This window comes from Rothia mucilaginosa (genome assembly GCF_901875305.1).
Taxonomy (GTDB): domain Bacteria; phylum Actinomycetota; class Actinomycetes; order Actinomycetales; family Micrococcaceae; genus Rothia.
In genome coordinates, this window is sequence record NZ_CABFLY010000007.1 from 49,920 (window position 1) to 74,492 (window position 24,573).

The window sequence follows — 24,573 nt, forward strand, 5'->3', positions numbered from 1 at the left end:
AGAGTGAAACCATGAGTTTGCGTACTGAATCTTTCCTGGTGGGCCTCATTGGTGACGGCATCACCTCCTCCCTCACCCCTCCCATGCACGAGGCGGAAGCGGACGCACACGGGGTGCGTTACCTGTACCGCCCCGTCGACCTGGACGCGCTGGGCCTGGACGGCGCCTCCGCACCGGCACTATTGGACGCGGCGGCGCTACTCGGCTTTAACGCTTTCAACATCACGCACCCGTGCAAGCAGTCGGTCATGGAGCACCTGCACGAGCTTTCGGATGCGGCACGCGCCCTGGGCGCGGTCAATTGCGTGGTGATTGGTGAGGACGGCAGCTTCTACGGCGATAACACGGACTATTCGGGGTTCATTGCGGGTCTGAAGCGCGGCCTGCCGCAGGTGGCGGAGGATCCGGCGCGCCTGGAGCACGTGGTGCAGCTGGGTGCTGGCGGTGCCGGTAGTGCCACGGCGTACGCGCTGTGCCGCTTGGGGGTGCGCCACCTGAGCCTCTTTGAGTGTGACGCGGCGAAGGCGCAGGGGCTTGCGGAGCAGCTGAGTGAGCTCTTCCCGCAAACCCGGGTCGAGGTGCTGAGCGACGATGAGCACTTGATTGAAGCTCTACTGGAGGCTCAGGGTTTGGTGAACGCAACCCCGGTGGGTATGCACGTGCATCCGGGTATGCCGTTGAGCGAGTCGGTGCAGACTGCCGGGGTGTTGCGTGAGGGCCTGTGGGTTGCGGATGTCATCTACCTGCCGCAAGAGACGCAGCTGGTACGCGCGGCGCGTGCCGCCGGGTGCGAGGTGATGACGGGCGGCTACATGGCGGTGGGTCAGGCGGTGGATGCGTTCCGCCTCTTTACCGGACTGGAACCGAATGCGGAACATATGGCGGCACATTTTGAGGCGCTGATTGCCGCTCAGCAGGGGGTTTAGACAACCATATACAAGTCACACACAGGTAGGGCTGGATAGGTATTCTATCCAGGCCCACCTATATTTATTCTATATACGGAATATATTGTTTGGGTTATGCATCCAGCTCAGCCAGGGACTTCTTATACCCCTCACGAGCCGTCAGCGCACCCAACGCCACGAGCACACACATGGCGACCGTGAACACGGCGGGCAGCACCGCGTTATGCAGATTAGCACCGGCAAGGCTGGTCGCCACGGCGGGGGCGACGCCTCCAGAAATTGCGAAGCCAATCTGGGTGCCCAGCGCCAGGCCGGTCACGCGCACGCGGGTCGGGAACATCTCGGCGTAGAAGGCGGGCCACACGCCGTTCGCCATGGAGTAAAGCGCACCGTGCATGAGCACGCCGTAGGCGAAGATACCTCCCCAGTTACCCTCGGTAATCGCGCCGAGGTACAGGAACATCACCAGGGAGGAAGCCACCGCACCGGTCATGAACACGGGCTTACGACCGATCCGGTCGGCGAGCATCGCGGCGAGCGGAATCGCAATCAGGCCGAGGGTGTTGGAGGCGACCGGCACCAGCAGCATGGTGCTGCGGTCAAGGCCGTAACCCTTGGTGGCGAAGGAGAGCGCGAAGGTTGTGAAGACCATGTTCACGGTGTTGACCATGGCGCATACGGCGATGGTGAGTACGGCGCGCTTGTGGTGTTTGAAGACCAGCTTGAGCGGGGATTCGGTGAGCTTTTCGCGCTGCAGGTAGGCGGGCGGCTCGGAGAGGGTGCGGCGAATCAACCAGGCGGTCACCACCACGAAGGCGGAGAGCCAGAAGGGTACGCGCCAGCCCCAGCTGAGTAGGTGTTCGTCCGGCAGGGCGGCGAAGGGGATGAACACGGCGGTCGCTAGTAGCGAGCCGAACTGGGTGCCTTGCAGGGTCCAGCTGGTCGTAAAGGCGCGCTGATGCTCGTTGGCGTGTTCCAGGGAGATGGAGATGGAGCTTGCCTGCTCACCGGCGGCGGAGAGGCCCTGAAGCATACGGCAGGCCACCAGTAGGGTGGGGGCCAGAATGCCCGCCTGGCTGTAGGTCGGCAGGCAGCCGATGGAGAAGGTGGCGCTGCCCATCAGGAAGAGGGTGAGCATGAGGACGAATCGGCGGCCATAGCGGTCACCGAGGGGTCCAACGATCATGGCACCGAAGGGGCGCACAACGTAGGCGACACCCACAACGACCATGGATTTGAGGATGCCGATGGCGGCGGTGTCTTCGGGGAAGAAGATGCGGTTGAGCACGATGGCCGCGGCGGTGCCGTAGACGGCGAAGTCGTAGTATTCGAGGGCGGAGCCTATCCAGCTGGCGAGGGCGGCTCGTCGTGGTGATCGGGCGGGCGCGTCGGTGCGTCGGCTCATGGGTGGCTCCTTCGGTGGTGTACCCGTTGGGAGGGGCGGGGTCGCCTGTGGGCGGCCCGTGCGGTCTGTCAATGTGCCCTTCCAGTGTAGGGAGCGCACCACCTGTTTTCCATAGGTTAACCTAAGTTCCCAGGGTTTGAAGTAGGAAGAAATACGGAGACCAGGTGAATGATAAAGAAATTTGTAATTTCAAAAAATACGCGACAGGACTTTCGCACCCCAACCCCGTAAAGTGAATATCACCTCGGCAGGAGTGTGCCTGCTGAGCAATCATGCCGACCAGGATAAAGCTGGTCGGCGTTTTTAGTGTCCAATTCATTTGCGGTAGCCCCGCACTATGGACTTCCCGGGAGGTTCATGGTGTGGGGCTACTGCCTTTCCGAAAGGATTTGCTATGTCCAAGATTGATCAGGCTATCGCATGGATGGAGCAGCGTAAGGGTCATGTAACCTACTCTATGAGCTACCGCATGGGCCCGAATTCCTATGATTGCTCATCTGCTGTTTACTTTGCACTGCGAGAAGCTGGCCTACTTCCCTCCAATATTGCGATTGGTAATACCGAGACGCTCTTCCACGATTTGGAGAGTAACGGCTGGACTCAGGTTCACCCGGATGCATCGGGTAATTATCCGGCGCGACGTGGTGATGTGTTTATTTGGGGTCGCCGTGGATACACCAACGGCGCAGCGGGTCACACCGGCATTTTCTACGATGACCACGACACGATTATCCACTGCAACGCTGGACACAATGGCATTTCTATCAATCCGCACGACACGATTTGGTTGTACAACGGTTCTCCCGCAATCACGATTTATCGTCCCCCTGCAGAAGTGAACGAAGAAGAGGTTATCTATCGTGCTGCCAAGAATGCAATGAATGCAATCTATGACGAAGCTTTCATCCGCAAGGGAGAGCTCGCAGAAAAGGCATTCGGCAACCGCGTCACTGGCCTGCGCGGCGTGATTCACTGGTTTGACAACTCCATGTTGTACCTTCAGCAGCGTCTCGACGAGGCAGAAAAAGCCGTGCGTGCGCTCTAGTTAGATTTATCTACTGGAACAAAAGAGATAACCATCAGGGTGTTTGGGGTAGGATCCCTAGACCCTACCCCAAACACCTATAAGACTTTAAATATATCGCATTCACTAGATTACAAAATTTCACCTAATGAATATTTACCGATAAATAAACCAGTATAAGTTGATTTATCAATCAAATATCCTCATCTACCTTCAAATACCCCCCCCCCCCATGACCTAATATTAAAGGACGATTTAGAACATTGAAAAGTATCTGTTTACACTTTTGACTAGGCATAATATTCAGGAGAAACCATGAAACACCTACCCCGCCCCTGCGCAGGATGCAGGGAGCCAACCAGTTCCTATAGAGAGGATTGCCGCACCTGCCAGGCGCGGCGCCGTGCTATACAGACACACGATAGCCCTTATCTAACACAGGGGCATTCAATATGCCCCCGGTGTTGGCGTACGGCAGGTCTCCCCCTACCGGCAAGTAGCGTACGCCCGGAAAACTACGGGCAACCGCTCGTAATAGAGAATCAGTGGAATCCTATCTATTCCATCTGTCGTGCATGTATTCACGCTCCACGAGGCACCGTCCCTCTTGATTCACCTCGGGTCTATCTTCCTGTCAACCCTAGAGCTCGACGAACTTCAAAGCAACGAATTTACCCTTCGCGAGCAAATCCGGTTCTTTTTCTTGCGCTTTCTCATTGCACGCGTTGCGAGAAACCAATAGATGCGGATTCTCGACATGCCGGGCATCCTTTGTGCCGCAAGCACTACCGGCAATTGAAGCGACAGAACGAGCACCAGGACACTGAAGTAAATCCAATCGGTAAGAAGAACAAACAGGGTGAATTGGTCGTCCATGATGCCAGCCTAGCATCATTCCTACACGCACGGAGAAAGCGTCTGTCACATGCTTCAGCTTCGCTGCCACGAAGCAGAAGCAGAGCAAATCAATGTATGACCAATACTATGGTCCGTACACCTTCCGCCCTGTAGCGGATATCAATAATTCACTCATTTAACAGAGAGGCTACATCATTATGGCTACCATTTCGTCTGGCGAGCAGCTACAACAGCATCTGATTGCTCTAACCGTGGGCACACCAGTGAAGGACGCAGACCGTCAATGTCTGCACCGCCAAAAGTTCCGTATTCCGCGCCATCAGGCGTTATTGGATGAGTTGGCAGATTATGTAGCTGGTGGTTCACGTACCGGAGGAGCATCCAGCACCAGCCGTTTTGGATGTCGTATGCCGATTTCTGCTAATGCACTACAAGTTCAAGAGTCTATTCGTTCCGTTGTTATGGGCTCATTCCCCGGTGCACCGCTGAAAAATCAGGTTTCTGCGTGGATTCGCAATCACTCGCATCAGGAACTCCAGGATGAGGCGTTGGCAATAACGACTAGTTGGATTCGAGCCATTGTTGCGTTGCGCCATCCCAGTCATGATTTGCAGGGATTTTGCCCTAACTGCGGGGAGCAGGAAGTTACGAAAACAAGCTGTGACGAATTAACTTCGATACGCAGATCCGCACTGTATTACACCGCAGAAAGGGCATCTTGTCGTTCTTGCTCTGCTACGTGGGAAGGGCTAGAAGGAATGCAGGCTTTAGCCCTGCTACTTCATAGCCAGGACTAACATCGTCCACTATTAAGCTTCTGCCTGTGAACATAGGTAACCAATCCAGTAGGATTACACCATTTTCCCGGGCAGATAAAACTACCGCATGAAGCTGTTATTTCACTGCTGTAGTTCACCCCGTCGGGTTTATCCTGGCGGGGTTTTCTGTTAAACCGCGGCTACCATAGCCGCCCAACCGCCAAGGAGATTATCATGGCACCTATTTCTGAAGCATCCGCCTACAGCGCAGCGCATCGAGCCCTAACCGATGTGTATAACGAGCCTTTTGTTCGAGAAGGTAATCTTGCGGTTGCTAAATTTGGCAACGCTACTGTCAACACTCGAACCGTTGTGGAATGGTTCGACCATCAGATGATTCTCATCGCTAAGCGTATTGAAGATATCGAGAACCTCGCAAAGTCAAAGCGCCATGCTTAGACACCGTCCAGGATGGCGTAAGCAGCTGTACGCGGTCATTCCAGCTACCGCTGCCGTCCTGCAAACCTACGGAATCCTTACGCAGGAGCAGGCTAGTGTGTGGGCTGGTCTCGCGATAGCCCTCTGGGGTTTGTGGATGGCTTGGGCTAACACCGACCATACTCGCAAGCCCCGCAATACTACGCATATCCCTCCTCATCAGTAGGTCCGTCACATACCGTGGGGGCGGTGGAACATATTTCGATTCCCTACCGCCCCCACCGTATGATGTACCTATATAAAGTTCCACCCCCCGCATTCCGAAGAGGTACTATGTCGTCACCCCGCACCAGCATTATCATGCCGGTCTACAACACAGCTGACACTGTAGTTCGGGCTATCGACTCCGTGCTCTCTCAAACCGACCCGGATTTTGAACTCATCATCATCAACGATCAAAGCCCGGATGATTCTCACCGTGTAATTCAGGAGTATCTCCAGAAACTCCAGGACTCACGCATCTCGTACCACGTCAACGAAAAGAATCTTGGGCTGGCCGGTGCACGCAATGTCGGACTCAACCATGCGAACGGCGATTGGCTCGCTTACCTCGACTCTGACGATGCGTACAAACCCAATTTCCTTGAAACTATGCACGCCGCCGCTACCGATGACGTTGATATCGTCGGTTGTGCCCACGATATCTACTACCCGGACGGATCAACCCAGTACCGTCTCATGGGTGAGGCGGGTACCTTTAGCGGTGATGACGCGCTGGCACGGGTTCTTAGCAGTCGCATCGCGCCCTTCGCATGGGACAAAATTTTCCGTCGTGCCCCTTTCAAAGATATCCGATTCCCTCTCTTTAACCGAGTGGAAGACGCCGGATATAGCATCGCGGCCTGCACCGTATCCCGCGCGCTGAAGGTTATCCCCGATTCCTTGAATCTCTACTCCGTTAACCCCGAATCTATCACTTGGGGTTCGACTCCTCCTTTCGAGGATCTAGTCGCCTTCATGGATTACGTGGATGTAACGGTAGGTGCCCCCCACGTCAGCAAGAAGGTTCGGACCGCACTCGCCATCTCACGCATCATCAATTTCGTGAACAGCGGTAACAGTATCCTGCGACAGAACCCTCCCGGGGGTAAAGAATTCCTACGTCGCTGCCGCCAAGAAATTACACCCCGTACCCTGTATTTGGCGATTTCCTCCGGGTCTGTTTTTGGGATTGCGGGAGCGCTCTTCAAGTACCTACCCACAATCTACTACCCCATCTATCGGGCATATATTAAGCGCACCTACGGCATGTAGCCCGTTCCCATCACTTCTACGAAGGTTAAGCCCCCATGCCTCCTACCTCTCAGACTGTCCCCCGTACCAGCATCATTATGCCGGTCTACAAGACCGCAAACACCGTGGTTAAGGCCATCGAGTCGGTTCTTAATCAGTCGGATCCTGATTTTGAGCTACTCATTATGATTGACGGCTCACCAGACAACTCCGCCAAGATTATTGAGCAGTATCTGGAGAAGCACCCCGATCAGCGAGTTCGTGTGTTCAATAACCCCAAGAATCAGGGCCTGTCCGCGATGCGTAACCAGGGCCTGGATGAGGCACGCGGCGAGTGGGTGACTTTCCCCGATTCTGACGATGCTCTCTACCCGACCTTCCTGGAGCGCCTGCACTACCACGCCGAGCGTACTGGTGCGCAGGTGGTCAATTGCGCCCACAATATGGTGGCAACCAATGGTACTAACAGGAAGCGTCTGAAAGGCTCCCCCGGCACCATGACCGGTCAGGAGGCGGCATTTGCTCTACTCAAGGACGAACTGTCTCCTTACGCCTGGGATAAGATTATTCGCCGCGAACTATTTGAGAACGTCAGGTACCCCCAGATTGAACGTGCTGAGGACGAATGCGCGCTACTGGACTGCTACCTGCGAGCGCAGAGCGTGACCGTCATTGATGAGCCGCTGTACGCGTACGCTGTGAGCGCGGGAAGCCTGACCTGGAGCCGTATTACTCCCCTGTCTGAAACTCGTCGTCTGCTTGAGTATTTTGAGAAGTCTCTGCAGCGTACGAGCACGTATCATCTGCCTGCCGGTCAGGAGGCGCTGACCGTTGCCCGAGTTCTTGCGTACCTGAATAACGCTCAGCAGGCACTCGTTGTCGGGGGCGAGGGTGCACCGGCTGTGCTGGCGGGTTGCCGCCGTGGTTTTACGGTGCGCGATGCACTGCTTGCGTTGCGCATCCGCCCGGTGTTTGGTGCCGCCGGTCTGCTATTGAAGACCAGCACGGCGCTGTATCGCGTACTGTACGGCACGTACGTTAAGCGGGTCTATAACCTCTAATCCCAGACACTTTGACGTTAGGCGTTAGTCATATATCTGCTGGAACAAAGCACGGGGATTCTACTCTCGGTTTCATCTCTGTGCTAACCCAACACTGCACTCACATTACATATTCATCCACATATCCCCTAGAAACTTATGGCACATACAGCACCGGAGTATCCGTCCCTCTATTCCGCCGTTTTTGAGCGGCCAAATTCTCTCAACTTCATTCGTCTAGTCCTCGCGACCTTTGTGATTTTCTCCCACACGCCCTACATTGTGGCGGGTGTAAAGGTTGATGAAAACCCTCTGTGGAAAGAGTTCTATGTCTTTGGCGATTTTGCAGTCAATGCTTTCTTCGCCATCTCGGGATTTTTAATTGCGCACAGCGCCTACCGGAGTTCCGCGGGATCATATCTGGTGAAGCGTATCTTGCGTATTTTCCCCGGTTACTGGGTCTCTATCCTTTTCGTAATTTTCATTGGTGGAACGCTCTCCGTCCTCACAGGCCACGCCCCCATGGGTTGGGACATCCCCAACGCCATCTTATACTTCCGCAACAACTGGGATCTTTCCCAATTACAGTACGGACTCTTTAACGGACCGGCCGACGTGCCGTTTACCTCCCCTTCATGGAACGGTTCTGCATGGACGCTAGAATACGAGTTCTTCTGCTACCTTTTACTTCTCCCCATCTTCTACCTTCCGTTCGTTCGCCGGCATCTAAAGGTTTTTATTCCTCTTGCTTACCTTGTGAGCCTCAGCTACTACGTACTCATTCAGGTACTTGGCTACGATTGGATGACCTGGGCGCTGGGCCTCGACCCTAGAAACCTCAAGGCTTCAGCACGCCTCTACCCCTTCTTTTTTGCCGGGGCTCTACTCTACCTCGTGAGCCACCGTATCACGCTCCGTCCGGTAATCACTCCGCTCCTGGCTACAATTTGTACTCTCGCCGGGTTCTACTTCACCTGGCTCGTTCCTCACGCCAACATTATGCAGTGGACTCAGATTGTTCTGGCCTTCGGAATTATTGCCCTAGGCACCTGTCTTAACGTTCCTCTGGGGCGAACCAACGATATCTCTTACGGCGTGTATATCTATGCCTGGCCGGTACAACAGATTCTTGTACTCCTGGGAAGCGTTTCCCTCGGAATCTCGGTTAATATCATCCTCGACGCCATCATCACCTTCGGCCTAGCATGGCTTTCTTGGACCTTTGTTGAGAAGCGGGCCATGGCTCTCGCCCGTAACCCTTTGGTTTTAGGTAAGAAGCCTACAGTCCAGTCTGCAACCTAGCCGCTACGCAGAGAATGCCCCTCCGCTGAATGTCAGCCGAGGGGCATTCTTAATGCAGGATTATCCCTTGGGGGCGGTGACAGATACACCCACCATGTGCACCACGAAGCCGCAGACCGGGCCGACCGCCAACGCCACGATAGCGCGCGGCACCAGCGGCGCGGGAATCAGGAACGCCAAGCTCAAGGTCACCGCCGCGGCAACCACCCAACCGGCGAGGTAGATGCGGTGCTGGTTCACGGCGAGCGCCATATTGCCCGAGAGGGTCATGAGCGCCAGCAACGCCGAGGCGAAGACCAGCGCGCCCAGGGCGATGCCGGAGGCGGCCGCCTCGTACGCGGACTCTGCACCTGCGGCAGGCGGGTAAATCAGGCGGAACAGCAGCGGACCCACCAAATAGGCCGCCAACGCGCCCACGGCGCCCACAGCCACCACTGCGGCGGCAGGCTTAATGAACGCCGCTACGGGGCGGTGGCGCTGCTTCAAGAAGGCAGAAACCGCCACACCCTGGAACGCCTGCAGGGGAATCATAATCGGCGAACGGGTAATGGAAATCGCCAGGATCAGGGTGCCCAGCACGACCGGTTCGCTCTCCGCGGCGCCGCTCGCTTTCAGCACGTTCGGGAAGCCCATCATCAGCACCGCCGCGGCGGCAGAGGACAGAAACGACCAGAGGATATTGGTCGTCAGTCGGCGCGCGGGCACATCGGCGCGGGCAACCCACAGGCGGCGACCAGAGACGGTCACGAACGCCAGGATGAGCCACAGGCCCATCGGAATAACTGTTGCCGCCTCAAGACCGGCAAGGGAAGGAATGAGTAGGGCCGCCGCAAGCATGAGGATGAGGCGCCCGGCAGACTCCAGACCGCCCACCGCCGCGAAAAGGTACCAGCGGTCCTCACCAGCGGTCACGCCGCTCATAGTCGCCTGCAGGGCGTAGAGGAACACACCCACCGCCATGACGGTTACGCCAACCGCCGCCGAGTGCGGAATCTGCTGGCCCGCCCACAGGGGCGAACTCACCAGCACCAACGCACCAGCAATAGCACCCAGTATTGCCGCGACTGTCACCACGCGGGCTCCAGCACCCTGCAGAGAGGATTCTTCAGCAGATACCGTCTGAGTACGCGCCGTACCTACCGCGCGGGTAATTTCCGGCTGAATACCCGTGATAATACCCGTCACCGTGAAAAGCGCCGCCCAAAACAGCAGGAACTCCGTCAGCTCCGAACCAGTCAGGGCACGCTGAGCAATCATCGTCACCACCAGCGTGGAGACCGCCGCCAACAGGGACGAACCCAATAGCGCCAGGGACTGGTAGCGGGTGACCGTACCCGAAGGCTGAGCCTCCTGGGAGGACTGTTCCTCCGCCTCGTTCTTTTCGGGGTACTGTACCGACTTGCTCACCGCGTCCTCCTCGTTCCTAGCCGCCAACACAAACCATCATTACATACGCAGATGCGCCGCACATCCACCGCAGGATGTACGACGCACCGTACACAAATATAGGTTTACTTCACCACATGCTCGGCAAGGTTCTTAACACCCTGCCATTTCTTCGCCAGGGCTGCCTTCGGCAATAGAGTCAGCGCGTGAGCACGCGAGGAGAAACGGATACGGGCCACGCGGGCAGCCTTCGACCAACCCAGGGCAGTCATCTCATCAGCAATGGTGTTCATGTAGCGGCGCTCCTCATCAAAGCGGGTACCCTCCAGGGCACGCCAGGACGAGTCAGAACCACCGTGACGACGGTACATGAACGCAACCTGCGGATCGTAGTACAGGGAGCCGCCGCGCATCGTAATGTCCAGAATCAGCGCCATATCCTGCACAACGTTCAGGCCCTCACGGAAGCCAGTTCCCACAATAGCGTCCTTACGCCAACCCAAGGACGGGAAGTAGAACCATGCGCCGCGCAGCAGGGAGGTAGCCAGCTCCTCACCCTTCAGCACAGCCTCACCCTTGGGGCGGTAGAACGCCTTAGTCTGCTCCACCAAAGTGTTTGACAGGGCATTATGCTCGTCAATCACGACCACGCCAGGCTGGAAAATGGATGCCTCAGGGTGCTTCGCCGCCGAATCCACCAGCCACTGCACATAGTTGGGGAGCATGACATCATCAGCACCCATAACGGTGACCAGTTCGTTCTCTACGAAGGTCAAGCACTTACGGTAATTACCGTTCGCGCCCAAGTTCTTCTCGTTACGCATGTAGGTGATGCGCTCATCCTTGAGCGACTCGAACCAGCCGGGAATCGAATCATCCGGGTAGCCGTCATCGATAACAATCATGCGCCAGTCCGGGTTGGTCTGACCGACCACAGACAGCACAGCCTGCTTCATCATGGCAACGTCGCCGTAGTAGGGGAACAGAATATCAACGGTCATGAGGTATTACTCCAAGCTCAAACGTGTAGAGACGTATAAAAATCAGGGGCTTTAGGGCTTCTTCTGCTCTCGCTCCGTAGCGCGAGAAGCACCCTGCGGCTGACGCTGAAGAGCCTTCATAATCGCAACTTCTTCAGCGAGGGTACGCATATCATCCGTAATCTTCGAGATAGCCAGGGTCAAGTGCAGGCTGATACCCATCAGCATAATAATCGCCAGTAGGAACAGCAGGTTGACCGGGGTCTCAATACCCACCAGACGCGAGAGGGCATCCAAAAGCTTCGGGAAAAGCGCTAGCACAATCATGATGACGCCAACAATAAGCCACAGTGCGGCGTACTTTTCCTTCATCTTCTGGTTGCGTACCTGCGCCAGAACGAGAACCTCCATCACCACCACGATGAGAAGGAAGAAAATATTTGCGCTCATTTACTTAGACCCCACATTCGTTTTCTGGCGAGTCATCGACATTCCAAACGAGAAGAAAGAACGAACCAGGTACACCGCAGACTTCCACGGGCTCGAAGAAGGAGTACCGCCCTGGCGCTCACGCATCTCAACCGGCACCTGCTTTACAGTCAAGCCAGAACGAATCGCCATCACGCAGGCGTCGATACAGTCACCCAGATACTCAGCAGGTAGATGCTCGCAATACTGCTCAATCGCCTTGCGGTCTGCCGCACGGAAGCCGGAGGTGGCGTCGGTGAACTTCTCGCCTGAAATCATCGTAAACATACGGGCCAGAACCACCATCGCCCACTTACGTGGACCAGACACCTTATAGTTCGTCGCCTCAGCAAAGCGGGAACCAATCGAGATGTTGACATCCTCCAGGCCAGCAAGCACAGTGCGGATACCCTTCGGGTCATGCTGGCCATCGGCATCAACCTGAATTGCGCAATCATAACCGGCTTGGCGAGCATACTTATAACCGGTGCGCAAAGCGCCACCGATACCCATGTTGTAGGGAAGATCAATCACGAAAGCGCCGGCAGCGCGCGCAATCTCAGAGGTGCGGTCGGTGGACCCATCATTGACGACCACCAAGTCGACCTCAGGCATCATGCGGAAAAGTTCTTCAATTGTGCCCCCAATAACTTCCTCTTCATTCCACGCGGGCATAATGATGAGGGGCCGAGGGGTCTGCGTAAAAGTCTCTGATTCCATGCGGTGCTATCTCTTGTGTGTATGGCATACGGAAGTTAGTATGCACACAAAGGCATACGGTTTTACATCTTATCAGCACTCTCTTAACGACGCTCGAAATCGCATTGCGAGGGCGACATAATCTCTACGCCACTCCCGCAACACATCGAACGACCCATAAGCACCAGATACTAGCTATAATCGCAAGCGCTAATGCGGTACAGCGTCATCGGACCCGAAGAATACACCGGGGTCAGCACGTCCGTGCCAATGGCAGCCACGAGGCCGTCATAGTTTTTCTGTGCGTCTGGGCCGAAGTTCAACTGGTTCTCCAGGTGAACGTACCAGTGGGCCTTGTACTTGTTCACTTCGCGGCACACCTCCGGATTTGTACGAGCGTTCTTGAGGTTGTGCATAATCGCCGAGTACTTGGGTGAGGTTTCAAACTCGAAGTGGTATCCCGTCAGGTGACGATCTGCCAGCGCGTAAATATAGGCGCTACCGTCCCAGGGGTTGTTCACAATGACATCGTCCTTGGGCACAATCTTCGGGATCTCGTTAATGACGTTCATCTCGTCCTGATTCAGCACCACAGAAGACGGCGTTACCCGATATTCCTTCGACACAGCCAACGTTGTCTCCTGTACCGAAGGAACACGCGAAGAGAGACCAGCAACTACCAGTACCAGAACCATCGCAACGCCCATGCCGACGGTCGCCACATTCAGACGCGCCGTACGTGGAACGCGACGGACTATCCAGGTGAGCAGCCCCTCCACGAAGCCGCCCAAGCCGATACCAGCCAGAATCACCGAGGGGAATACCACCAGCGCCGCCAAGCGGAAATGATCCGTGTACCAGGGGCCCACCATCAGCAGACGGAAGTCACCCCGCGGCACAGTAGCCGCAATAATCCACAGGTAACCAATCAGCACCCAGCTGGCAATCAGCCACAGGTTGCGGTGCTTGTACAGCAGGTACCCCGCGCCCCACAGGGCCAGGAAACCGGCCAGATACGAGGGATTGAACGTATCTCTCAACTGATTGGCGTTCTCCAGGCCCAAGAAGAGGAACTGGTAGAGCGCCTCACCTTCGGTGAGCATAGGCTCCCACGTGTTGCTGGCAGATGCGCCGGGACGTAGCACCAACCAGGCGCCCACGCATCCGATTGATACACCTACCAGCAGAAGGCTACCCACCCATTTCTGCCGCAAAGCCAACTCGTGCGAGCGCGATACTTGCACCACACCGGCTAGCAACATCGGTAGAGCAAAGACCACGGCGGACACCACAGCATTCGGATGCACGAGCGCTAGACCCGCGATGCCCACCAGCGCCGACAGTCCCAGAGAGAGCAGGACCGAGAACTCGCGACGTAACAGAGCTTGAACCAAATGCGCCATTAATGCCACAAACGTAGGTAGCAGAGCATACCCCAGAAGGTTCGGGAAGAGAACACCCCAACGCAGGAGGAGACCGGGAAACGCTGCAAAACCACCAATTATTGCAGGGATGGCAAGCGCCTGAAGGCGGCGAAGCTTCGGAATGCTCAAGCTGAACGCTACCAGCGAGCAAGGCCACAAAATGCCGGAGGCCAGTAACACGGTCACGATGGTGGCAGTCGCAATGCTCGTACCCGTAGTGCTATAAATCAGGGACACAAAATCATGCCAACCCGCCGGGTAAAATGCCGGTTGCTGGTCTGCCGCAGATACCGCGCCCAGGGTCAGGCTCGACGCGTCGCCGTGCTCCTGAATCCAGCGAATCGCATTCATATGAAAGGAATTATCCAGGCTCTGCGAGAACGCCTCAGGCCCGTAGACCATGTCCTCGGTCATGTGCAGCACCAGGAAACCCCCCAATACTGCACCCACCACCGGCCACGCGACAGGAACATCATTACCCGGCCACGAAGCAGACGCCAGAGCAGGCCAACGGCGACCCACCAGCCACATGAGACCAGCAGCCGCAGCCACCAACACAGCAGCGACCGACACAAAAGAAATCAGACTCCACGGAATACCGGTCTTACCCAGCACAATCGCAGAGACAGCCACCAGGGCAAAAGTCAGCAGCGGCGCATAAAAAACGCGCAGACGTGCAGGAACACGCAACGCCCAGCCCATCGCATAGCCGGGGCCAAAAGCCAACACGACCGCGAAAAGGAGCAGCGGAATAGTTGCCAACCAGCTCATTAACCCTCATTTCCCCACAGTTCACGCGCCGAAAACTTTCAAACATAGGGGTCGGCGCGCTTTCGTGTACCCAGCAAGGATACCTTAGAGGCCTCTACACCCCGCGAAACCCCGCAGAAGAGAGAGGGATAGCGCCTACAACGCGCTACTCAGACCCCGAAGGGGGCAACCGGCGGAGTGCATCTTCGGAGCTCCCAAAAGACGAAGATTATGACGTAATATTTCACGCTCAATGTCATGAAAGGTACACCTAAGAAACATAGGGCAATAAATAAGGTGTTCACTACACCAAAGCTTTACCCTGAACATGTCTCCCCTATTCACGGGAACCGCCCGCACACACACCCGGGCCGAACCCACGCAGCCGCAGAAGAAAGGGTCGATTATGACCGAAACCACCGCAACACAGGCACCCCTCGCCGACACCAGCGAACAATTCAAGCTCGCCTTCGGCCACCAGCCCGCAGGCGTCGCCATCATCACCGCAACCGATGAAAACGGCGAACCCGCAGGCTTCACCGCCTCCTCCCTCACCTCCGTCGCCGCCGAACCGCCCATCATCGCCTTCTCCCTCAAGGCCAACAGCGGCTCCGCAGCAAAGATTGCGGCTGCATCCTCCTTCCTCGTGCACATGCTCGACGCTGAGAATGTCACCATCGCCAAGAACTTCGCAACCCACGACTACCCCCGCTTCGCGGACACCAGCACCTGGGAATTCGTCTCCACCGGCGAGCCCCTCGTCCACGGTGTACGCCGCGTACTGCGCGCAACCCCGCTCAGCCGCGTTGAGGCCGGCCCGGCACTCGTCTTTACCGCACAGGTTGAAGAATTCATCCGCAACGACTGCGAAGGCACCCCGCTGGTCTACCACTCGCGCAACTTCCACGCACTCGGCGAGCACTCCAACGTCAACAACTACGTCATCTAACCCAGCCGCTCAGGCCATTCACGGGGCGGTATTCGGCGGCAACCACGCGACGAATACCGCCCCGCGGCGTACCCTGAACGTAACCACCCCGAGCATCAACGCACAGCAGAAAGGTTCCCCATGACCGCACAAACCACTCAGCCGGCGTCCCTCCCCTGGCTCGAAAAACTTGTCGCTATCCCCACCGTCTCCGGTAGCTCTAACCTAGAGCTCATCGAGCTTCTCGAAGCCGAATTCGGCCGATACGGCTACAGCGGCGTGCGCACCTACAACGAGGACCGCACCCGCGCCAACCTCTTCATCACCGTCCCCGCCGCTGACGGCACAACCCGCGGCGGCCTCATCCTCTCTGGCCACACGGACGTCGTGCCCGTCGCAGGTCAGGACTGGGACACAGACCCGTTCACCCTGCGTATTGAGGGCACCCGCGCCTACGGCCGCGGCGTCTGCGATATGAAGGGCTTCCTCGCCGTGGCGCTCTGGCTGCTACCGCGCGTGGCGGAGGCAAAACTGCGCACTCCCCTGCACTTCGCGTTCTCCTACGATGAGGAAATCGGTTGCGTCGGTGCGCCCTCCCTCATCGAGGAGTTCGTGGCCCGCAACCTCGCCCCCGACTACGCCATTGTCGGTGAGCCCTCCAGCATGCGCATCATCGACGCGCACAAGGGCGCGCACCGCGGCCGCATCACCTTCACCGGTGTACCCAAGCACGGCTCCCTGGCAACCCACGGCGTGAACGCTGTCGCCGCCGCCGGCGAATTCATCACCTTCTTCACCGACATGGCAGACCAGTGGGAAGAAGAAGGCCCCTTCGACGAGGCGTTCATCATCCCCCACTCCACCGGCAGCGTCAACCTCGTCAACGGCGGCCTGCAGTACAACATCGTCGCCGAGCAGGCGGTCGTGGAGTACGATGTGCGCACCCTGCCGCAGGTGACCACCGAGTCCTTTGTGGAGCGTATTGACCGTGAGCTTTCGGATGTAATCCTGCCCGACCTGCAGGCGCGCGCCGCACGCGCTGAGAAGCTGACCGGCGCGGAGCCCGGCAGCCTCACCTCCCGCGTGGGTGTGAAGCACGAACTGCTCGCCGCCGTGCCGGGCCTCGGCACCGATGACGACGCTCCTCTGGTCCGCCTGGCACATGAGTGGCTGGGCACCGACGATGCGCCGCAGAAGGTCACCTACGGCACCGAGGCGGGCCAGTTCCAGCGTGCCGGTGTGGAGAGCATTATCTGCGGTCCCGGCGATATTGCGCAGGCGCACTCCCCCAACGAGTGGATTGAGCTGGAGCAGCTGAGCGAATGCGAGCGTTTCTTCGAGGCTATCCTCGGCTGGGCGAGCGCAAAGTAACACGCGCCGCGTAGGGAGGCTAGACCGAATCGACCGCGTCGGCCCACAGAAAACTGCCCGGGCCCCCAATTGAGGGGCCCGGGCAGTTTTCTATCACCTACAATCCCGGGCAACCCGGGAGAATACTACGCCGAGGCGGCAGACACCGACAACGCCCGCTCATGCTTGGCCGCGCGGCGCTTCCGAATTGCGCGCACCATCCAGACGCAGACTGCACCCAGGACCGCACCAACGGTGTTGTTCACGATATCGTCCACGTCGAAGGTGCGGTAGGTAAAGCCCGCCAAGCCCCAGTTACCGGTCAGCTGACTCAACTCGATGAAGGTCGACAGTGCAAAGCCGCTCAGAGCCGTGGCGCGCAGGCCCCAGCGCAGGCAACCCGCGGTGAAGAAGCCCAGGGGGATGAACATCGCAATATTAAAGAAGAGCTGCGCGTACACAGTGGTGGCGAAGCGACGCAACCCCATGCCGCGGGTCAGCTCCCACGCCTGCTGCCAGCTCCAGCCCACATAGAATCGCGGGTAGTACAGTTCGGGGTTGCTTACGCTGTTCGCGTCACCAATCGGGGTGAGTGTCAGCGACAGAACCGAGGACAGGAACAGGGCGAACAGGGCAGTTATCACGTACTGTTTCGCGTGATGCGCTCGTCCCGTCTTCTGGGCGCGCAGGCGCATACCGATAAAACCGATGATGGAGAGCACGATGGTGAGCGCCGCAATCTCGATGGCGAAGGTGCTAATCATGTGCTTGTTAAAAAGTTCCTGCATGCTGTGTGTTCCTTGTGTCGTGAGAGTGAATTATATGCCTTCCACATGTATATATGCCTTTTCTAGCATGTATTTTGGTGGTGTATAGCGGGTGTCTGTTCATGCCCGCCGCATATCGTTCACCATCAGTGTAAAAGACAGCTCTATGGCTCACCCTAGGCGAAACTGTGAAAAAGCTGTACAGTGCCTAACACTCCACGCAAACCACCACAATCGGTGCCGTCAGTACAGAACATCCAGCGGGAACACCGGCGCAATATACCGCCCAAACAGCAGCACAAACACGAAGGCACCCGCAATCGCAGCCACCATCGCACCCACAACCTGCACCAGCCAGAGCATCAGGAACTTCACCATCTTGCCCTCAGAACGGGCGGTCAACGCCTCAACCATGGCGGTCGAGAAGGTCGTAAAACCACCCAGCAGGCCGGTCGTAATCACCGTGCACCAAAACGCCACCTGATCCGTAGCGTTGTAGTGAACGCCCAGCGCACGAGGATTAGACACTGGCATAATCAGCAGGCCATACAGAAACGAACCCACCAGGTTAATAACAAACACCGGGCTAATAATCGACGACTCAGTACGCAGGCGAGGAGACATCGCCTTATCCAAGAAGAAACGGGTCATCGCACCCAAACCGCCGCAGAGGAAAATCATCAGAGCGAAAAACATTAGCGCCCCTCCTCAGCAGCACCGGCAGGCACCAAACGGGATGCCACCCGACGCCCAGTCAGCATTCCAGCAGCCGCAGCCACCAAACCGCCTACCAGCAACACCAGCACCGCCAACACCATATACCCGCTATGCACCGTGTACGGCAGAAAAATCGTCTGCGCTACCACGGCCGCAATTGAAGAATAGGTTGTGTAACCGCCCATCATACCGGCACCAAAAAGCAGGCGGAACGAATGAATCTGTTCCTCACCGTCACGGCGCGCGTAGGCATTCCACACCACCGTCAGCAGGCCCAGCGTGAATGAGCCCAGCAGGTTCGCCACCAGCACGCCGCCGGGAGTATACACGCGGCACAGCGCACCCGTGCCCCCGCCCAGAAAGACAAGAAAAGGGGCAGGCACACGATTCAGAACGCTTCCTATCCTCTGCCGGATACTCGCGCGGTTCCTCATCGCCCTGCACCTGCCCTTTCGTCTCGTATTAGTCTTCAAAGTGCGCTATGGCGCACAAACGCAACACTATTACTTTAGCGGTTCCCTGAGCCATCGAAGGTAGACTCACGCTCATACTGAATCTTCTCGCGCATCTTCTCACTCAGCGCGGCACCCTCAACATCCATATTCGGGGTGAGGCGGTCCAGCCACTTCGGCATCCACCACGCCTTATCGCCCAGTAGCGCCATAACCGCCGGGGTCAGCGTCATACGCACAATGCACGCATCCACGAGCACGCCAAACGCCAGACCGAAGCCCATCGGGCGGATCATCGTCGAATCAGCAAAAATGAAGCCACCAAACACCGAAATCATGATGATCGCGGCAGCCACCACCACACGCACAGCATGGTTGTAGCCGCTCACAATGGCGGTCACCGCATCCTTACCGTGCACGTACGCTTCACGCATGCCGGTCACCAAGAACATCTGATAATCCATAGCAAGACCGAAGAGAATACCGATCAGCAGGGTCGGCAGGAAGGACAGCACCGGACCCGGGTGATCCACCCCGAAGAGAGAACCCATGAAGCCCAGCTGGTAAATCGACACCACAGCACCGAAGCTCGCCAGCACCGAGAAGAGGAAGCCCACCGAGGCAACCAGCGGAACCATAATCGAGCGGAACACCAGGATCAGCACCAAGAAGGACAGGCCCATCACCACGCCCAGGTACAGGGGTAGCTTCTGGGCGAGCACCTCAGAGACATCAATATTGCCGCTCGTCTGACCCGCAATGCCGAGAGATACCTCGGAACCCTGAACCGGAACGGTCACAGCACGTAGCTCGTGGACGAGCTCTTCGGTCTCAACGGAACTTGCACTATGGGCAGGAATCACCTGGAAAATCAGGAGGGTACGATCATCGGTCATACCGCCGGGAACCACGGCCTGCACGTTCGCACCACCGCGCTCCTTCACCGCAGAGGCGATATCAATCTGCGCCTGCTGAGCCTGCTCCTCGCTCATGTTCGCGGGGGTGTGCGCGACCGCAACCAGCGGGGCGCTCATACCCTCACCGAACTTGTCCTTGACCAGCGCGTACGACTTGTACGCGGCGCTATCGGAGGGATAGTTCGAGGCGTCCGGCAGGCCCAGGCGCATCTGAGACATGGGGGCTGCAACCGCCAGCAGCGCCAGCGAACCGGCCACCAGAGTCAGTAGCGGACGCGCCAGCACGAGGCGCAACCAACCGTTCGGTTTCTCGGTGCGTTCCGCATCCTGCGCGCGACGTTCCACAATTTTCTGTGGGGTATCGATGGAAGCCCACAGCTTCTTCGGCATCACCTTAGTGCCCGCCAGGGACAGCACCGCCGGGGTGAGAGTCACCGCAATCAGGGCGGCAACAACCACACAGAACGCGGCAGCATTACCCATCACACCCAGGAACGGAATACCGGTCACGTTCAGCGCCACGAGTGCAATGATCACGGTGCTCGCCGCAAAAATCACAGCATTACCACTCGTGCCATTCGCCAGGGCAATCGCCCGGTTCTTCGGCATACCCTCCAGCAGGTTCGTGCGGTAGCGGTTCAGGATGAACAGGGAATAGTCGATGCCGACCGCCAGGCCGAGCATCAGGCCCAGGGTGTAGGCGGTGGAGCTCATCTGAACGATGGAGGACAGGGAGAGCGTGCCAAGCACACCCACCACCACGCCCACCAGGGACATGAGAATCGGCAGGCCAGCCGCCACGAGGGTGCCGAGCATAACCATCAGCACGATGAAGGCGATGACCATGCCCGCCACCTCGCCGGTGTGCGACCCGCCGCCAAGTGCAGATTCGCTCAGGTTCGCGTCGAAGTGGACAATCGCCCCGTGCAGGTTCGCCGACTCGATATCAGACATGACCTTCTGCAGGTCAGCTGATGGAACCTCAAAAATCTTCTTCTTGAACGACACGGTCGCAATCGCCGTGGACTGATCCTCCGAGACCATACGGTAGCCGACAGCGAAGTCGTACAGCTTCTGCTGACGTTCCAGCTGCTCACGCTGCGCCGGCAGTTCACGCTCACTTTTCTGCAGCTGGTCGCGTTGCTTATCCAGCTTCTTCTGACCTTCGGCCAGTTCTTCCTTCTTGGAGGCGATTTCTGCGCGGCCCGCATCGACCTGCTTCTGGCTCTCGGCGAGGGTGTCACGCTGCTGGTTGAGAGCATTCTGCTGCTCGGTCAGCTGCGCCTGCTGGGTGTTGAGCTGTTCCATCGTGTCGGCGGGTGAGCCTGCCGCCTCCGCTTGGGTGTAGCCGCTCTTCAGCTGCGCCTGCGTGTCATCCAGCTGCTTCTGCGCGGAGGTGAGCTGCTCCTGCCCGGACGTAATCTGCGCCTGCGAGTCGTCGAGCTTCTTCTCGCTCTCGGCAATCTGCTTGGTACCCTCTTCAATCTGGGAGGCGGCGGTGCTCAACTGCTTTTTACCCTCCTCAATCTGGGAAGGGGCGGCATCAATCTTGGCGTGCGCCTCGTCGAGCTGGGTTTTTGCCTCCGCAAGCTTGGAGGTGGTGGTGAACGGGTCGGTGACCGCGTCCACGGATGGAACCTCGCTAGTGAGCTTCTTCAGTGCGATGGAGAATGCTTGCTTCTGCTCCTCGGTGAGGGCTGCACCGTTGCCCGTGGTGAGAATAATTTGGCCGGAGCCGCGGTTAGCACTCGGGAAACGCTGGGCGAGCTCATCGGAGAGCTGCTGGGTTTGCGTTCCGGGCATGGTGAAAGTGTTGCTGAGTTTGCCGTGGAACGTGGCGTAGGCACCCGCTACGCCGGCAATGATGAACACCCAGATGAGGATAACCGCCCAGGCGCGGCGGGCAGCGGCTTCACCGATACGGTAGAGCCAGGTTGCCATGAAATACTCCTTGAAAGCTGAGTGGTTTGTGGAATGGAGTGGCAGATTCGACGCCTCTAGACGCGGTGTCTTATTCTATGGTTTCCCCATGACATGAACGCTGGTGTTCCCTGGTTTTGGGTACTGGTTTTGGGGTAAAAAATACCCCACCTCGAGAACCTCATGGCGAGGCCCCCGGGGTGAGAATATTCAGCGTTAACCTTGCGGGATTCTAGGCCGCAAATTCGCCCTGAACCAGGCGACCAAGGTAGCCGAGGGCCTCAAGCACACACTGACGCAATGCTTCAATGGCGAGCGCCTCAACGGGAGTTCCTTCGGGTGCTTCTGCCGCGACCTTGGCAGTCATTTCTTCGGCGCGGGTGAGGTAGTAGTAGACGCCCTCACCGATGGTTTCGGAGAGGTTCGAGGCGAACACGGCGACGCGCAGGTAGGGCAGGTCGGGGTAGGCCTCGAGGTACTTCTCCAAGAAGATGTCGTAGGTGCGTTCTAGGATGACGTGGGAGTATTCCTCGAACTTTGCGGGGCTGTCCATCTCGAGCGCGTAGAGCAGCTGGGCGAAGGGAGCGATGTACTCCTCCAGGGTGCTGCTCATGAAAACGTTACGGGCGATGGAGAGCATTTCGGCTTCCATGCTTGCGTTTTCACCGGAGATGGTGAAGTCGCATTCTTCAAAGATGCGGTTGAAGTACTGGTTAAGGCGGGTAACCAACACGTCGTCGACGGACGCGAAATGGTTAAAGATGGTGCGGCGGGAGACGCCGGCGCGTTCGGCGAGCGCTTCGGCGTTCAGCGCACCGTAGCCGCCTTCAAGGACGAGGGATTCTGCAGCTTCGACAATTGCGATGCGATTCTCCGCCTTGCGGGCAGAGCGCTTATCTGCAATGTTTGCGGGGGATTCAACGAGTTTTGCCATAGTTTCACAATACGTGCAATTTGCACTGCCAGCAAATAATAAGCGGGTTAGATTCACCACATATCTGCACTCTGGGAAATAACTCTCAGGTGTAGCTTGAAACTTTACACGGCAATGTTCATCCGGGATTTACCGCCCCGACCCCGCCGCACCCTACGATTCGGCGGATTCCAGAGGCAACCGCACCATAAAGACAGTATGCCCAGGTTGACTCTGCACCTGAATCGAACCGCCATGCGCCTGCACAATAGCCTGAACAATCGCCAAACCCAGGCCAGTCGTTCCCTCCGAACCGGAACGCGCCTTATCCGCGCGCGTAAAACGATCAAAAATTTTCGGCAAGAACTCCGGATCAATACCCGGTCCGTTATCCGCCACCGAAACCACCGCCTCCCGGTGAGCATGATCCACCGAAAGCCCCGCAATCACACGCGTTCCCTCATCCGTGTGCTTACGCGCATTTGAAAGCAGATTCAGAATGACGTGCTGCATCTGCGAGCGGTCCGCCACCACCTCGACAGGCTCGTGAGGCACATCCAAATGCCACACATGGGTGCGGGCAGCCGCCTGCATATCCGAAGTGCACTCGACGAGCAGCTCCGTCAGGTCCACGGTCTCCAGCTTAGGCTCGCGCCCCTCATCCAGGCGCGCGAGGGTCAACAAATCCTCCACGAGGCGAGACATGCGCTCGGTCTGCGAATCAATACGCGCGAGCGAAGACTGACCCGACTCACTGAGCGGTTCAGTCCATCGGAGCATATCGGAGTAGCCTTTAATGGCCGCCAGCGGCGTACGAAGCTCATGCGAGGCATCCGCAATGAAGGCACGAATCTGATGCTCAGTCCGTTCACGCACCTCCAGCGCCGAGTTCACATTATCCAGCAGCTGATTGAGGGCGTAACCCACCGCGCCAACCTCAGTACGAGGATCAGAATCACGAGGGTCCACGCGCACAGCCGATGAAATCGTGTGTTCCTCAAGGTCCAGGTGCGCCACATCCGTCGCCACAGCAGAAACGCGTTCGAGCGGCTTCATGGTACGGCGAATAATATAGGATCCAGCCACGCCCGCACCCACCATCACGGCAATTGAACCAATAGACACAACAATCACAAAGATGGTGAGGGTCTGCTGCACGTTGCTGAGGGGAATGCCGACCACCTGGGCGTCGGAACTGCTATTTGCCTTTGGGGTGATCTGGATAAGGTAGGTGCCCGCCTCCAAGGTCACCTCGCGCTCTTCACTTTTACTGGAGTTCAGAGCCAGCGTCCCGAGGGTTACCTGGTCGTTGGGCGAGAGGCTCCGGATGGTACCGTCACTACCCAGCTTGCTGGCGATTTCTATCGACCCTTCGGAGTCCACGCAGGTAATGAGGGTTCCCGAAGCCTGACCGGGCGCGAAGGTGGACTTATCCTTCTTCAGGTTGTCGCATTCCACTTCTTGCTGCTTGCCGTCGCGTGAGGTGGGGTGCGCCACGCGATGGCTGGTTTCCTCGAGGTTACTCTCGGCCTGCTGGTAGAGGGAGTTCTGCAAGGTGACATAGGTCGACAGACCAATGATGAGGCAGGCTACGCCGAGCGCCATCACCAGGATGGCAATGAGGCGCGAGCGCAGGTGCGGCACGTACCCCATTTCCTCGGGGGAAGCCTCGGGGTTCTTCATGCTACGCCAGGCCGCACGAAAGCGAATGTAGAGGTGTTTCATGGAGGCGACGTGCCCAATACCGGTGCATTCAGCGCGAGTATCGCTGGTGCGGAGGCGACGGGTGGGCTCGGCATCGGGGGAGCCGGAGTCGCCGGGCGTGTAGGCACTCATAAACACCTTTCTTTCTACATTCTCAATACGGAATACAACT

The 24,573-nt window shown here is 57.6% G+C and carries 22 protein-coding genes; 10 read left to right on the plus strand and 12 right to left on the minus strand.

The window, feature by feature from the left end; all coding sequences use genetic code 11:
* Positions 1-11 precede the first annotated feature (11 nt).
* Entirely contained in the window at positions 12-926 is a 915-nt protein-coding gene (locus JX292_RS08220; protein ID WP_204863331.1) for a shikimate dehydrogenase, read from the plus strand.
* Between the two features lie 94 nt (positions 927-1,020).
* On the opposite strand, the gene JX292_RS08225 is transcribed toward JX292_RS08220, so the two are convergent.
* Positions 1,021-2,313, minus strand: coding sequence for an MFS transporter (locus tag JX292_RS08225; protein WP_204863332.1), 1,293 nt, complete (start codon positions 2,311-2,313; stop codon positions 1,021-1,023).
* 394 nt (positions 2,314-2,707) lie between these two features.
* On the opposite strand from JX292_RS08225, the gene JX292_RS08230 reads away from it, so the two are divergent.
* From JX292_RS08230 to JX292_RS08255, 7 genes are all read left to right on the plus strand, one after another.
* Positions 2,708-3,358 carry a peptidoglycan amidohydrolase family protein gene (locus JX292_RS08230; RefSeq protein ID WP_204863333.1) on the plus strand — a complete coding sequence of 217 codons (651 nt, stop codon included), beginning with the start codon at positions 2,708-2,710 and terminating at the stop codon, positions 3,356-3,358.
* 1,034 nt (positions 3,359-4,392) lie between these two features.
* On the plus strand, positions 4,393-4,992 hold the full coding sequence (locus JX292_RS08235) for a hypothetical protein (RefSeq protein ID WP_204863334.1): 600 nt from the start codon (positions 4,393-4,395) through the stop codon (positions 4,990-4,992).
* Between the two features lie 195 nt (positions 4,993-5,187).
* Positions 5,188-5,412, plus strand: a complete 225-nt coding sequence (locus tag JX292_RS08240; RefSeq protein ID WP_204863335.1) for a hypothetical protein — start codon at positions 5,188-5,190, stop codon at positions 5,410-5,412.
* The gene (locus JX292_RS09140; RefSeq protein WP_430538717.1) at positions 5,405-5,617 is read left to right on the plus strand and encodes a phage holin; all 213 of its coding nucleotides are present in this window, start codon (positions 5,405-5,407) and stop codon (positions 5,615-5,617) included. Before JX292_RS08240 ends, JX292_RS09140 begins: the two co-directional genes overlap by 8 nt.
* A 107-nt stretch (positions 5,618-5,724) precedes the next feature.
* A complete protein-coding gene (locus tag JX292_RS08245) occupies positions 5,725-6,705 on the plus strand; it encodes a glycosyltransferase family 2 protein (RefSeq protein ID WP_204863336.1) in 981 nt (326 codons plus the stop codon).
* A 35-nt stretch (positions 6,706-6,740) separates the two neighbouring features.
* Positions 6,741-7,745: a glycosyltransferase family 2 protein gene (locus tag JX292_RS08250; protein WP_204863337.1), complete on the plus strand. Its 1,005-nt coding sequence runs from the start codon at positions 6,741-6,743 to the stop codon at positions 7,743-7,745.
* Between the two features lie 138 nt (positions 7,746-7,883).
* The gene (locus JX292_RS08255; RefSeq protein ID WP_204863338.1) at positions 7,884-9,026 is read left to right on the plus strand and encodes an acyltransferase family protein; all 1,143 of its coding nucleotides are present in this window, start codon (positions 7,884-7,886) and stop codon (positions 9,024-9,026) included.
* A 60-nt stretch (positions 9,027-9,086) separates the two neighbouring features.
* Here JX292_RS08255 and JX292_RS08260 read toward each other — a convergent pair whose 3' ends face one another.
* The 5 genes from JX292_RS08260 to JX292_RS08280 all read right to left on the minus strand — a co-directional run bounded on the left by JX292_RS08260 (position 9,087) and on the right by JX292_RS08280 (position 14,754).
* A complete protein-coding gene (locus JX292_RS08260; RefSeq protein WP_204863339.1) occupies positions 9,087-10,433 on the minus strand; it encodes a hypothetical protein in 1,347 nt (448 codons plus the stop codon).
* Positions 10,434-10,537: 104 nt separating this feature from the next.
* The gene (locus JX292_RS08265) at positions 10,538-11,413 is read right to left on the minus strand and encodes a glycosyltransferase family 2 protein (RefSeq protein WP_204863340.1); all 876 of its coding nucleotides are present in this window, start codon (positions 11,411-11,413) and stop codon (positions 10,538-10,540) included.
* Between the two features lie 51 nt (positions 11,414-11,464).
* Entirely contained in the window at positions 11,465-11,842 is a 378-nt protein-coding gene (locus JX292_RS08270) for a DUF2304 domain-containing protein (RefSeq protein WP_005507976.1), read from the minus strand.
* Positions 11,843-12,580: a glycosyltransferase family 2 protein gene (locus JX292_RS08275; RefSeq protein WP_204863341.1), complete on the minus strand. Its 738-nt coding sequence runs from the start codon at positions 12,578-12,580 to the stop codon at positions 11,843-11,845.
* A 170-nt stretch (positions 12,581-12,750) separates the two neighbouring features.
* Positions 12,751-14,754: a DUF6541 family protein gene (locus tag JX292_RS08280; protein WP_204863342.1), complete on the minus strand. Its 2,004-nt coding sequence runs from the start codon at positions 14,752-14,754 to the stop codon at positions 12,751-12,753.
* Positions 14,755-15,139: 385 nt separating this feature from the next.
* On the opposite strand from JX292_RS08280, the gene JX292_RS08285 reads away from it, so the two are divergent.
* Both JX292_RS08285 and argE read left to right on the plus strand, forming a co-directional pair.
* Positions 15,140-15,682 (plus strand): flavin reductase family protein, encoded by a 543-nt coding sequence (locus tag JX292_RS08285; protein WP_204863343.1) that lies wholly within the window; start codon positions 15,140-15,142, stop codon positions 15,680-15,682.
* A gap of 120 nt (positions 15,683-15,802) precedes the next feature.
* Entirely contained in the window at positions 15,803-17,032 is a 1,230-nt protein-coding gene (gene argE / locus JX292_RS08290; RefSeq protein WP_204863344.1) for an acetylornithine deacetylase, read from the plus strand.
* A 125-nt stretch (positions 17,033-17,157) separates the two neighbouring features.
* Here argE and JX292_RS08295 read toward each other — a convergent pair whose 3' ends face one another.
* The 6 genes from JX292_RS08295 to JX292_RS08320 all read right to left on the minus strand — a co-directional run bounded on the left by JX292_RS08295 (position 17,158) and on the right by JX292_RS08320 (position 24,533).
* The gene (locus JX292_RS08295; protein WP_204863345.1) at positions 17,158-17,799 is read right to left on the minus strand and encodes a VanZ family protein; all 642 of its coding nucleotides are present in this window, start codon (positions 17,797-17,799) and stop codon (positions 17,158-17,160) included.
* A gap of 222 nt (positions 17,800-18,021) precedes the next feature.
* Positions 18,022-18,474 carry a fluoride efflux transporter FluC gene (locus JX292_RS08300; protein WP_204863346.1) on the minus strand — a complete coding sequence of 151 codons (453 nt, stop codon included), beginning with the start codon at positions 18,472-18,474 and terminating at the stop codon, positions 18,022-18,024.
* The gene (locus JX292_RS08305) at positions 18,474-18,878 is read right to left on the minus strand and encodes a fluoride efflux transporter FluC (RefSeq protein ID WP_239653706.1); all 405 of its coding nucleotides are present in this window, start codon (positions 18,876-18,878) and stop codon (positions 18,474-18,476) included. The genes JX292_RS08300 and JX292_RS08305 overlap by 1 nt, the downstream gene beginning before the upstream one ends.
* Positions 18,879-19,003: 125 nt before the next feature.
* Positions 19,004-21,805, minus strand: coding sequence for an MMPL family transporter (locus tag JX292_RS08310; protein ID WP_204863348.1), 2,802 nt, complete (start codon positions 21,803-21,805; stop codon positions 19,004-19,006).
* A gap of 211 nt (positions 21,806-22,016) precedes the next feature.
* Positions 22,017-22,718, minus strand: a complete 702-nt coding sequence (locus JX292_RS08315; RefSeq protein ID WP_204863349.1) for a TetR/AcrR family transcriptional regulator — start codon at positions 22,716-22,718, stop codon at positions 22,017-22,019.
* A 153-nt stretch (positions 22,719-22,871) separates the two neighbouring features.
* Entirely contained in the window at positions 22,872-24,533 is a 1,662-nt protein-coding gene (locus JX292_RS08320; RefSeq protein WP_204863350.1) for a sensor histidine kinase, read from the minus strand.
* Positions 24,534-24,573: the final 40 nt, after the last annotated feature.

Coding starts and splice junctions, on each gene's coding strand:
- JX292_RS08220 (WP_204863331.1), top strand. CDS start 12: ATGAGTTTGCGTACTGAATCTTTCCTGGTGGGCCTCATTGGTGACGGC.
- JX292_RS08225 (WP_204863332.1), bottom strand. CDS start 2,313: ATGAGCCGACGCACCGACGCGCCCGCCCGATCACCACGACGAGCCGCC.
- JX292_RS08230 (WP_204863333.1), top strand. CDS start 2,708: ATGTCCAAGATTGATCAGGCTATCGCATGGATGGAGCAGCGTAAGGGT.
- JX292_RS08235 (WP_204863334.1), top strand. CDS start 4,393: ATGGCTACCATTTCGTCTGGCGAGCAGCTACAACAGCATCTGATTGCT.
- JX292_RS08240 (WP_204863335.1), top strand. CDS start 5,188: ATGGCACCTATTTCTGAAGCATCCGCCTACAGCGCAGCGCATCGAGCC.
- JX292_RS09140 (WP_430538717.1), top strand. CDS start 5,405: ATGCTTAGACACCGTCCAGGATGGCGTAAGCAGCTGTACGCGGTCATT.
- JX292_RS08245 (WP_204863336.1), top strand. CDS start 5,725: ATGTCGTCACCCCGCACCAGCATTATCATGCCGGTCTACAACACAGCT.
- JX292_RS08250 (WP_204863337.1), top strand. CDS start 6,741: ATGCCTCCTACCTCTCAGACTGTCCCCCGTACCAGCATCATTATGCCG.
- JX292_RS08255 (WP_204863338.1), top strand. CDS start 7,884: ATGGCACATACAGCACCGGAGTATCCGTCCCTCTATTCCGCCGTTTTT.
- JX292_RS08265 (WP_204863340.1), bottom strand. CDS start 11,413: ATGACCGTTGATATTCTGTTCCCCTACTACGGCGACGTTGCCATGATG.
- JX292_RS08270 (WP_005507976.1), bottom strand. CDS start 11,842: ATGAGCGCAAATATTTTCTTCCTTCTCATCGTGGTGGTGATGGAGGTT.
- JX292_RS08275 (WP_204863341.1), bottom strand. CDS start 12,580: ATGGAATCAGAGACTTTTACGCAGACCCCTCGGCCCCTCATCATTATG.
- JX292_RS08280 (WP_204863342.1), bottom strand. CDS start 14,754: ATGAGCTGGTTGGCAACTATTCCGCTGCTCCTTTTCGCGGTCGTGTTG.
- JX292_RS08285 (WP_204863343.1), top strand. CDS start 15,140: ATGACCGAAACCACCGCAACACAGGCACCCCTCGCCGACACCAGCGAA.
- argE (WP_204863344.1), top strand. CDS start 15,803: ATGACCGCACAAACCACTCAGCCGGCGTCCCTCCCCTGGCTCGAAAAA.
- JX292_RS08295 (WP_204863345.1), bottom strand. CDS start 17,799: ATGCAGGAACTTTTTAACAAGCACATGATTAGCACCTTCGCCATCGAG.
- JX292_RS08300 (WP_204863346.1), bottom strand. CDS start 18,474: ATGTTTTTCGCTCTGATGATTTTCCTCTGCGGCGGTTTGGGTGCGATG.
- JX292_RS08310 (WP_204863348.1), bottom strand. CDS start 21,805: ATGGCAACCTGGCTCTACCGTATCGGTGAAGCCGCTGCCCGCCGCGCC.
- JX292_RS08315 (WP_204863349.1), bottom strand. CDS start 22,718: ATGGCAAAACTCGTTGAATCCCCCGCAAACATTGCAGATAAGCGCTCT.
- JX292_RS08320 (WP_204863350.1), bottom strand. CDS start 24,533: ATGAGTGCCTACACGCCCGGCGACTCCGGCTCCCCCGATGCCGAGCCC.